The organism is Bradyrhizobium sp. UFLA01-814, assembly GCF_046718885.1.
GTDB lineage: Bacteria > Pseudomonadota > Alphaproteobacteria > Rhizobiales > Xanthobacteraceae > Bradyrhizobium > Bradyrhizobium elkanii.
This window is the reverse complement of the sequence record NZ_JAQOSR010000240.1, coordinates 1-10,099: the sequence shown is the minus strand read 5'-3', so window position 1 is coordinate 10,099 and position 10,099 is coordinate 1. Positions and strand designations below refer to the sequence as shown.

The window sequence follows — 10,099 nt, the reverse complement described above, 5'->3', positions numbered from 1 at the left end:
ATCCTAAGTCTCGTGGGCTCGGAGATGTGTATAAGAGACAGGCCTGATCCGCCGTTGATGCCATTTTGTCCCGCGCCGCCGTTCGTTCCGTTGCTTCCGTTACCGCCACTGCCGCCAGGCCCGCTACCGCCGGCGCCGCCGTTCAGGAATGTCGACCCGTTATTGGATCCGCCGGCGCCGCCGCCGCCGCCGCTGAAGCCGCCGCCACCGCCACCGGCGTCCTGACCGCCGCTGCCGCCACTGCCGCCCAGACCGCCACCGCCGCCGCCACCAGGCGTACCGCCTTGCGCCGCACGACCGCCCGCGGCGCCGCCCGTTGCCGTGTTGTTGCTGAACGTCACATTGCTGACTGTTGTCGAACCGGCGTTGACAAAGATCGCGCCACCGGCGCCCAGACCGCCGCCACCGGGGGCGGTCTGGGTGCCGCCGCCGGCGCCGCCTTGGGCACTGCCGTTGGCAATCGCCAGATTCGAGATCGCAACCGTGCCTGAGAGGACGAAGAAGACGCGATTGGCGTTGCCGCCGCTAATGACGAGGCCGCTCGATCCCGAGCCATCGATCGTGACGTTGTTATTGATGGGCGGCAGCGCGCCATTGGCAGCGCTGGTTGCAATCGTCGAGTTTGCGGGCAGGTTGAACGTGATCGTTCCACCTGCGACGTTAGCCTGATTGATGGCATCGCGCAGCGAGCCCGGACCGCTGTCGGCGGTGGTGGTGACGACAAACTGCGCTTGCGCCGCGGTCACCGTCCCAAGCCAGACAGCGACGACCAGTATCGCCGCAAACCAGAACTTGTCTCTCACTGTGCCAGCCACCCGCGCAAGTTGACTTCCATTCATTGGTTCGCCCGCCCCACGGGCGCCCCCCTCAATCGATGTCGATCGTCGGCGGCCTTGCGAAATGACTGCTGCAAATTGATTACAAGCGATACGATGGCGCCGGACGCAGACTCCCCTTCCCCATGTCGCAGGCTTTCGAGCGTGCGTCTTCTCACCCCGCGCACCGAGTTACTTTTGGGCTGGATGTCACCAAACGGCCACGCTGCGATCCGGGCCCAGCTGGGGGAATGCTGCCGCGCTTAGCTACACTGCGGGAATTGAAGCGAGAGCGGATGGCCGCGCGCGGCAATGTCTCCCGCCAGATCGCTTTCAGCAGGCAGTCGCTCTGATCCGCCCGGTCGGCGACGCGCTGGTCCGACATTGCCCGGCAACGTCAACGGTGCAATGCCCGGCTCAAGCCCGAGGGATGACGAGCTAGGCCGCCTTCGAAGCACGCTCCGCAAAACCGCTCAGCAGCGCCGCGATCTCGCCGGCCGGCCTCGCCGCGCTGAACAGAAATCCCTGCACCTCGTTGCAGCCTTCGGCGCGCAGCCAGTCGAGCTGGTCTGTGGTCTCGACCCCTTCCGCCGTCGTGGTGATCCTGAGGCTGCGGCCGAGCCCCGAGATCGCGCGCACGATCGCGAGGCAATCGGAGCGCCGCGCCAGATCCTTCACGAAGGAGCGGTCGATCTTGATCTTGTCGAACGGGAAGCTGCGCAGATAGCTCAGCGAGGAATAGCCGGTGCCGAAATCGTCCATCGAGATGCTGACGCCCAGTTCGCGCAGCTGATGCAGGATCGCGAGGTTGGCCTCGGTCTCCGCCAGAAACACCGACTCGGTGATCTCGAGCTCGAGCCGCCGCGCCGGCAGGCCGGAATGCGCCAGCGCCGAGATCACGGCCTGGACCAGATTGCGGCTGCGGAACTGCACCGGCGACAGATTGACGGCCACCTTCACGTCGGCGGGCCACTTGATCGCCTCGGAGCAGGCTTCGCGCAGCACCCATTCGCCGAGCGCGACGATCAGGCCGATGTCTTCGGCAACCGGGATGAACTCCGCAGGTGAGACCATGCCCTTTTGCGGGTGCCGCCAGCGCAGCAGCGACTCGAAACCAGAGATGCGGTCGGCCGCGATATCGACCAGCGGCTGGTAGTACAGCTCGAACTCGCCGTTGCTGAACGCCGCGCGCAGATCGCGCTCCATGTCGCGGCGCTTCTGCGCCTGCTGATCCATCTCCGGTTCGAAGAAGTGATGCACGCCGCCGCCCTCCGACTTGGCGCGGTACAGCGCCATGTCGGCATTACGCATCAGCTCTTCCGACGTCGTGCCGTCGCCCGGTGACAGCGCGATGCCGACGCTGGCGCCGACCACGACCTCGAGCCCGTCGATATTGTAGGGCGCGCTCAGCGCATCGATCAGCCGTTCGGCGAAAGCGCTCGCCTCGTTCGGCGAAACGTCGGCCGCAAGCACGATCGCGAACTCGTCGCCGCCGAGGCGGGCCGCCACGTTGTCGTCGCGGACCACCTCGCGCAGCCGCTCCGCCACCAGCTTGAGCAGCCGATCGCCCATCGGATGCCCGAAGGAGTCGTTGACGTTCTTGAACAGGTCAAGGTCGATGCACATCACCGCGACGCGCTTGTTGCCGCTCCGGCCGCGCTCCAGCGCCTCGCGCAGGCGCTCCTGGTAGAAATCGCGGTTCGGCAGATTGGTGAGCCCGTCATGGTGCGCCATATGCGCGATCCGCGCTTCGGCGGCGCGGCGCTCGGTGATGTCGACCACCGCGACCAGATAGCCGTCGCGGCCCTCGAACGCCACCTTGCGCCCGAAGGTCAGCACATGGATCTCGCTGCCGTCGGCTCTGATGTGCCGCCAGTCGCGGCTCGATTGATAGACGTCGCCGATCTCGCGCAAGGCGGCGCTGTGCACGCTCCACTCGTCCACCGGCCAGATCTGGCGCAGCGTCATGCCGAGAAATTTTTCCCGGCTGTAGCCATAGTGCTGAACGGCGGCGTCGTTGACGCTGAGGAATTCCATCGTGCCGGCGTCGAACACCCACATCGGCATCGGGTTGTTCTCGAACAGCAGGCGGAACGACAGCTCGCGCTGCTTCAGCGCGGTGACGTCGGAGACGGTCAGCGACAGCATGTCGCCGAACGCCGTGACGCCGAGCCGCAGGCAGCGATCGCCGCTGTCGATCTCGAACTGCCCGCCCGGGCCGCCGCCGACAAATCCACGCAGACGGTTCATCACCGCTAGCGCCGCAAGCGGATTGCCGCCGGCGCTGAGCCGGCGCCACAGCAATTCGGTCGCAGGCTGCATCAGTAGCCTTGCGGCGCCCTGGTTGAGATGCACGATCTGGAAGTCAGCCGGCTCGCCGCGCGCATCGCGGATCGCTGCGAGCGACAGCACGCCCTCGTCGGCGGCCGAGAAAATCGTATCGAGCAGATTGTACTGCGCATTGCGCTCGTTGACGTAGACGCCGACCAGGATACCGCCCCAGCGCGACCGCGTCGGCAGCGCCAGCACGTCGAAGGTCCGCACCAACCCGTCGCGGACGCAATGCGCTGACGCCAGATAGGGCCGGCAGTTCTCGCGGGCGTTTGCGGCCGCTTCGGTCAAGGCGGTGGCGCAGTCCGGCGGCAGCGCGCTCAGCGGAATGTCCCAGCGCTCGTCGTTCAGCCATGTCTGGACATAGCGGCCGGCGTGCGAGACGCTGAGGATGCCATCGACGCTCCGCAGCAGCACGATATGATCCGCGAGCCGGCCGAGACTGCCGAGCATCACGTCTTCATAGTGCGGCAGTTTTTCGCCGGGACGGACCGCGGCCTGCCACTTGCGCTGCAGAACCGGTACGTCGGCGAACATCTCGGAATTGAATTTGGCCGATGTCTTTGCTGATTTCTTGTTGGCCATGACCATGGCACGCCCCACGCAAACACTAGTCCCCACGGCATCCAAGTCATGCCGCGGCTTAACGCCATGTAAAAATAGGCAGGCCCGGCATCGCCGCGAGCGATTATGACGGCTCAAATTCGCGCGATGGTTAGTTCACATTAGAGACTATGACAGCTGCATGAAATGCAGGCCGGTCGAACATCAACGCGCCACGACCTCGACTTCGCCATCGACGCCGTTGACGACGTTGAAGGGGCGCTCGAACACCTTGCCTTCGTTCTTGGCGATCGCGCGATACTCGCCTTCGGAGAGCACGACGCGCGGGAACGCGCCGATCGATTCCTTGATCACGTCGCCGCCCGGCGTGATCACCGACCAGGCGGTGTTGGCAAGCGCCTCGCCGCCCCGCTCGCTGACCAGCTTGAGGGTGATGACGGCGGCGCGATGGGTGACGGTGACGTCGGTCAGCTTGCCCGCCCCGACGCGAATGTCGGAGCGCACCACCGAGTTGGCGTCGCCATAGTTGGAGACGATGTAGTAGGTGCCCTCGGGCAGCAGTGCGACGTCGCCGGCGGCTACGTTCGGCACCATTGGTCCACGGTCCGAACCGTCGAACTGGCTGCCCTTGTAGATCGCAAACGAGATCTGGTTGGCGGGGATCTTGCTGCTGCCGACCCGGCCCTCGATCCGCAGGCCCCCGGCCGGCAGCACGAAGGACTCGCGGTCGGTCTCCGACTTCAGGCTGACGGCGCGCACTGCGCTGACGAGGCCGAGCGCGACATGGACGACATAGTTGCCGGGCGGCAGCACTACGTTGGGCGTCGCGCCGCGCTCTTCGCGGACCAGCTTGTAGGTGCCGTTGTCGTCAGGCTTGTCGGCGAACACCCGCCACACCAGCCCGGCATTGATGACCGGCAGGTCCTTGCCGTACCGCGCCGTCAGCGACAGCACCGCCTGCCCCGCGGCGGGCGACCCGGCCGGCGGCGCCGCTACGACCGGCGGCACGGTCGCAATCGAGGGCTGGACGATGGTCGGCTGGTTGAGCGGACCGGGCAGAACGGGCCCTGAACCGCCGCCCGATGGCGGCGCCAGGTTGAGCGCCGGACCCGACGGCACCTCCGGGACCGAGGCGGGCGGAATCGGCGGCGGCCGGTCGCTGAAGAACTGCGCAGATACGGAACCGGGGATCAGGGCCAGCAAAAATGCCGCAAGCGTCAACAGCGGTAGGAGCCGCATGCCCCGCCCGCATCCGCCGATGCCGTTACCCCTCGAAGTCATCACCATGCTTTTCAACGAAAACGCGGCAAATTCAAGCCTTCGTCCAAGGGGATCCAGGCGGCGTCCAAGGCTTTGTCACAGTCCGGACGGGCAGCGTCCGCCATTTGGAACCGCGCGATCAAGCCGATGTTAGCCCCATCGTCGCGGTCCAGTCACATTCCCTGCCTACCGCGGACCACCCGGGCATGAATCATGCCTGTGGGAATAACCATGAAGACGGACGACGCTGGCGCAGCCATGCTGCGCGGCCTAGTCTCGTGCTGGCAGGAGATTTGTCGTGTTGGACAGCTGGATGGGCCGAGGCCACAAGAGCTCCGACGGCCCCGACAAGGTAGGACTGGGTACGGTTCGCCGGCCGGTCATCGGGCTTGCGCTCGGCGGCGGCGCCGCGCGCGGCTTTGCCCATATCGGCATCATCAAGACCCTGCTGGCCCACGGCATCGTCCCCAATGTGGTGGTCGGTACCTCGATCGGCTCCGTCGTCGGCGGCGCCTATGCGGCCGGCCATATCGAGACGCTGGAGCAGTGGGCGCGCGGCCTGCAGCCGCGCAGCGTGCTCGGCTACCTCGACATCCGCCTCAACGGCTCCGGCCTGATCCGCGGCGCCAAGCTGGCCGCCGAGATCGAGGCGGCGCTGGGCCAGGTCATGATCGAGGACCTCACGGTCAAGTTCGCCAGCGTCGCCACCGAAGTGCGCACCGGGCACGAGATCTGGCTGACCCAGGGCCGCGTGGTCGACGCCATGCGCGCCTCCTACGCCCTGCCCGGCATCTTCGCGCCGGTCCTGATCGGCGACCGCTGGCTGGTCGACGGCGCGCTGGTCAATCCGGTGCCGGTCTCGGCCGCGCGCGCGCTCGGCGCCGAGATTGTCATTGCGGCGAACCTCTCCAGCGACGTGTTCGCGCACTCGACCACGATCTACAATCACGGCCCGTCGGCCGCGCCCGAGGTGACCGTCGCGGTGACCGCCGACGCCGAGCTCGAGCCGGAGCCGCCGAAGCGCCGGTTTGGCCGCTTCTTCTCTGCTGAACGTACCGTGAAGCGGGAGTTTTTCGGCAGCGCCAGCCGGCCCGGCATTTCAAGCGTCATGGTCGACGCCTTCAACATCATGCAGGACCGCATCACCCGCGCACGCCTTGCCGGCGATCCGCCGGACATGCTGATCTCGCCGCGGGTCGGTCAGATCGGCTGGTTCGACTTCCACCGCGCCGACGACCTGATCGCGCACGGCATCCGGGCCGCCGAACGCTCCATCAGCGCAATCGAGGAAGCGATCGACATCCTGGTGCCGCCGTCGAGCGGTGCGGGCAGCACCGGCAAGTAGCACTCAGGCGGTCTTGATGTAGTCGCGAAGCGCCTCCTGCTCGCGCTCATATTCCTCCACGCGCCGCTTGACGATGTCGCCGATCGAGATCAGCCCGACCACCTTGCCGTCCTCGACGACAGGAAGATGGCGGAATTTTCCCGTGGTCATCATCTCCATGATGCCGCTGACCGTATCGGACTCGCGGCAGCTTACGACTTTCTTGGTCATGACCGCGCTGACCGGTTCGTCCAGCGCACCTGCGCCGCGCTCAGAGAGCACGCGCACGATGTCGCGCTCCGACAGGATGCCCTCCATGCGGCTCTGCTCCATCACAAGCACCGCGCCGATCTTGCGCTCGCCGAGCAGCTTGACCGCGGCCGAGAGCTTCGCGCCGGGCGCGACGCTCATGACCTGATGGCCTTTTGCATCGAGAATGGAACGTACCGTCATTGTCGGCCTCCCTGAATCCACTCGTGCCCCGCCTTGGGCGGGGTCGAGCCTGTTCGCCAGAGTCTTCAATCAACAGTTCCGCGCCGATTTCGGTTCCGGGGCGCGGTGAGTAGCAGGGCTCGATTTGTCGGCCCGCTTTGTTTCTGCTTCGCAAAGATGATGGAGGAATTCGATCCAGGCTGCAAGCGGCGATCAGACGCGCCCCGACTGATCCACCGACGACGCATCTGCAGCATCGTCCCGCGTGCGCGGCACCGGATCGAACAACGAGAACAGCAGCAGTCCGGCGAGGAAGCCGCCGATATGCGCCTGCCAGGCGACGCTCGCGCCCTCGCCGCCGAGCGACAGCGAGGTGGCGCCGAACAGGATGTTGACGCCGAACCAGATCGCCAGGAAGGCAAGCACCCGTCCGTTGCGCAGCGCCCGCCACAGCGACAGCGCAGGCACCTTGGCCGCCGCCTCGGCATCGCCGCGGCTGAACGACAGGAAGCTGCCCTTCACGAAGGCGAAGCGGATCGCCGCCGCCATCGTCCCCGACACCGAAGCCGACGCTCCGATCATCGGCGCAATCGCGTGCTCATGGGTCAACAGATGCGCGAGCGCGCCGGCGGCGGCCGTCACCGCCATGAAGACAAAGAAACGCAGCGCGCCGAAGCGCCGCGCCAGCGCGCTGCCGAACGGCAGCAGCCACAGCACGTTGAAGCCGATATGGGTGAGGTTGGCGTGCAGCAGCGAATAGGTGACGAAGGTCCAGACCTTGGCGCCTTCGCCGCCCGGAAAGGTGATGTCGAGCAGCGTCGAATCGTAGCGCTTCGGGATGAAGCCGAAGACGTCGATGGTCCAGTTCTCCAGCTCCGGCGGCAGCAGCACCCGCAGATGGATCGCCGCGATCAGGAGGATGTAGGCGGTGAGCGCCGGCGGCAGTGTCAGGATCGGCTCGCGCGGCGCCTCCGGCGGCGGTGCGAGCGGGGATTCGGGATGGGAGTCCAAGGGGTCGGCGACCTCGATGCGGCGGTGGATCAGAGATAGGCGGCTTTCGCACCCCTGTGCAAGTGCACAATCCCAAAATCGGACACCGGGTGTCGCGCAGCGCGGAATCGGGACAAAAGACGGGACAAAAGAAAAGGGAGGGCGCTGAGAACGCCCTCCCTGATCGGCTGGTCTTCTCGTGCCCCAGAGGGATCGGGAGCACGTCCCCACCCCTCCCCGCACGGTGACCAAACTGTTTGACGCCACCTGTGTACCAACAACGCCGGCGCTTGGGGCAGCCGGCGCGAACGAGAACGCGTGGACCCTACCCAAAGGTTCCGCGGGGGCCAAGGACATAGTTAAATTTACGTTAACAACACAAAGCTGCCGATAAGCCGCCCAAAGCGCGGCCACGGCATGGACGCTGCACAGCCTTCCCTGCACAACAGAGAAGGGAAGGCGCCTGAGCAAAACCGGGACAGATGTGTCCCGCTGAGACAGGCGCCGGGCGAGGTTTAGATGAAACACAGCTCGAGCCGCGCGTTCTTCGCGTATTGGAATGCGAAGCGCGGCAACGCACGTGCACCTGAGAGGAGTGAGTTCGAGCCGTCCGCGGTCCGCGACCTCCTGTCCGACATCTTCGTGCTGTCCTATGACGGCGAGACCCGCTTTCCGTTCCGCGTGGCCGGCACCCGCACCTCCGCCCTGCTCGGCTGCGACCTCAAGAACCGGAGCTTTTCCGCCCTGTTCACCGACGAGAGCCGCGGCGAGATCGAAGACATCATCACCTGCGTCGTCGAAGAGACCCTTCCGGCCATCGCCGGCATCACCGCCACGACCGAGAGCGGCGCCAAGGCGCATCTCGAATTGCTGCTGCTCCCCTTCACCGCCCGCGTCCATATGCCGGCGAGCCTCACCGGCCTGCTCGCCCCGTTCGAGGACGACGTCAGCCGGCTGCACGACCTGGTGCTGACCTCGTGGCGTTACCTGCATCCCCAGGAGCGGTTCGTGCCGCGGACCCTGCGCAAGCTCGCCATCGCGCGCGGCCTGATGGTCTACGAAGGCCTGCGCTAGCCGCCGGCGCCCGCCTTGGGACGGGATGGCAAGCGCCGGTCGCTTGCACCGCGCCCCGCGGAACTCTATTAGCTGTCTGGCCGCCACGGCGGGGCGGACCCGCTCATTGCAGCTGCGGCCAGGCTGGGCATGTTTCGAAATTCGATCAGGCAGAAGATCGTCGGCATTGCCGCGGGACTCATCATCCTCGCGGTGATCACCTCGCTGCTGTCGATGGTGATGGCGGGCCAGGTCGGCCATCTCCTCGACGAGCTCACCAACCGCTACATCCCCGCCTATGGCCACCTCGCCCGCGTCAACATCCGCGCGCTGGAGCGCTCGCTCGCCATGCGCCGGATGATGATGGCGAAGATGCAGGCGCCGGGCGAAGATTCCGGCTACGAAAGCGCGCGCAAGGCCTTCGAGGAGATCGAGCCCCTGATCAAGCGCGAGGCCGACGCGGCGCGCACGCTGATCGATGCGATCATCGCCGATCCCTCGACGCCATCCGACAACGCCGCGCTCGGACGCCTCGACGACCGCATCGACAATGCCGTCAACGACCTCCTGATGCGTCTGAACGCAGAGAACAAGACGCTGCTCGAGCAGATCGACGCCAAGGAATTTGCGGCGGCGAAAGCGACCACGCTCCGCGCCGATGCCCTGCGCGACGACTTCAACACCAGGATCGAGGCCATCCGTTCCGACATGCTGGCGCAGGTTGCTTCGGCCGCTGCGAAGGTGATGAGTGCCCAGCAGCGGGCGATCATCATCTCCGGCGTCGTGACCGCCATTGCCGCGATCCTCGGCTTCGTGTTCGCGATGCTGGTCGGCAGCGGCATCACGCGTCCGGTGATGCGCCTGCTCGAAAGCACCCGCGAGGTCGAGGCCGGCCGCCTCGACGGCGCCATCACCATCACGACCCAGGACGAGATCGGCCAGCTGTCGGCCGCCTTCAACCGCATGATCGAGACGCTCCGCCACAACCAGCGCATCCGCGAGACGTTCGGCCGCTACATCAATCCGCGGATCGCCGAGGGCCTGCTCGAACAGCCGGCGATCGCCGCGACCGAAGGACAGCGCCGCGTCATGACGGTGATGTTCTGCGACATGAAGGGCTTCACCAGCCTGAGCGAGGGCGTGACGCCGAGCGGCCTCGTCAAGATCATGAACCTCTATCTGTCGACGATGTCGGCGCCGGTCCATGCGCATCGCGGCATCATCGACAAATATATCGGCGACGCCATCATGGCCTATTGGGGCGCGCCCTTCGTCGAGGAAGCCGAGCAGACCCATCTCGCCGCGCTTGCCGCCATCGACATGATCGGCC

At 66.2% G+C, this 10,099-nt stretch carries 7 protein-coding genes and 1 pseudogene; 3 read left to right on the top strand and 5 right to left on the bottom strand.

Annotated elements, in window-relative coordinates; all coding sequences use genetic code 11:
* The 3 genes and pseudogenes from PMN64_RS39675 to PMN64_RS39665 all read right to left on the bottom strand — a co-directional run.
* Nucleotides 1-803: pseudogene (locus tag PMN64_RS39675) on the bottom strand (hypothetical protein); the annotation flags it as partial.
* 450 nt (nt 804-1,253) lie between these two features.
* Entirely contained in the window at nt 1,254-3,737 is a 2,484-nt protein-coding gene (locus tag PMN64_RS39670; RefSeq protein WP_411784682.1) for a putative bifunctional diguanylate cyclase/phosphodiesterase, read from the bottom strand.
* Between the two features lie 177 nt (nt 3,738-3,914).
* Nucleotides 3,915-4,991 carry a hypothetical protein gene (locus tag PMN64_RS39665; protein WP_028342693.1) on the bottom strand — a complete coding sequence of 359 codons (1,077 nt, stop codon included), beginning with the start codon at nt 4,989-4,991 and terminating at the stop codon, nt 3,915-3,917.
* Between the two features lie 277 nt (nt 4,992-5,268).
* Between PMN64_RS39665 and PMN64_RS39660 the strand changes: the two genes are divergently transcribed.
* Nucleotides 5,269-6,315 (top strand): patatin-like phospholipase family protein, encoded by a 1,047-nt coding sequence (locus PMN64_RS39660; protein WP_028342694.1) that lies wholly within the window; start codon nt 5,269-5,271, stop codon nt 6,313-6,315.
* Between the two features lie 3 nt (nt 6,316-6,318).
* Here the strand turns inward: PMN64_RS39660 and PMN64_RS39655 are convergent, their stop codons facing one another.
* Nucleotides 6,319-6,747, bottom strand: coding sequence for a CBS domain-containing protein (locus PMN64_RS39655; protein WP_028336151.1), 429 nt, complete (start codon nt 6,745-6,747; stop codon nt 6,319-6,321).
* A 192-nt stretch (nt 6,748-6,939) separates the two neighbouring features.
* Nucleotides 6,940-7,737: a rhomboid family intramembrane serine protease gene (locus PMN64_RS39650; RefSeq protein ID WP_168856741.1), complete on the bottom strand. Its 798-nt coding sequence runs from the start codon at nt 7,735-7,737 to the stop codon at nt 6,940-6,942.
* Between the two features lie 498 nt (nt 7,738-8,235).
* Between PMN64_RS39650 and PMN64_RS39645 the strand changes: the two genes are divergently transcribed.
* Nucleotides 8,236-8,790, top strand: coding sequence for a PAS domain-containing protein (locus tag PMN64_RS39645; protein WP_411784681.1), 555 nt, complete (start codon nt 8,236-8,238; stop codon nt 8,788-8,790).
* Nucleotides 8,791-8,919: 129 nt separating this feature from the next.
* Nucleotides 8,920-10,099 (top strand): adenylate/guanylate cyclase domain-containing protein (locus PMN64_RS39640; RefSeq protein ID WP_411784680.1); only part of this gene is annotated, 1,180 nt, incomplete at its 3' end.

Coding starts and splice junctions, on each gene's coding strand:
- PMN64_RS39655 (WP_028336151.1), bottom strand. CDS start 6,747: ATGACGGTACGTTCCATTCTCGATGCAAAAGGCCATCAGGTCATGAGC.
- PMN64_RS39670 (WP_411784682.1), bottom strand. CDS start 3,737: ATGGTCATGGCCAACAAGAAATCAGCAAAGACATCGGCCAAATTCAAT.
- PMN64_RS39645 (WP_411784681.1), top strand. CDS start 8,236: ATGAAACACAGCTCGAGCCGCGCGTTCTTCGCGTATTGGAATGCGAAG.
- PMN64_RS39665 (WP_028342693.1), bottom strand. CDS start 4,991: ATGACTTCGAGGGGTAACGGCATCGGCGGATGCGGGCGGGGCATGCGG.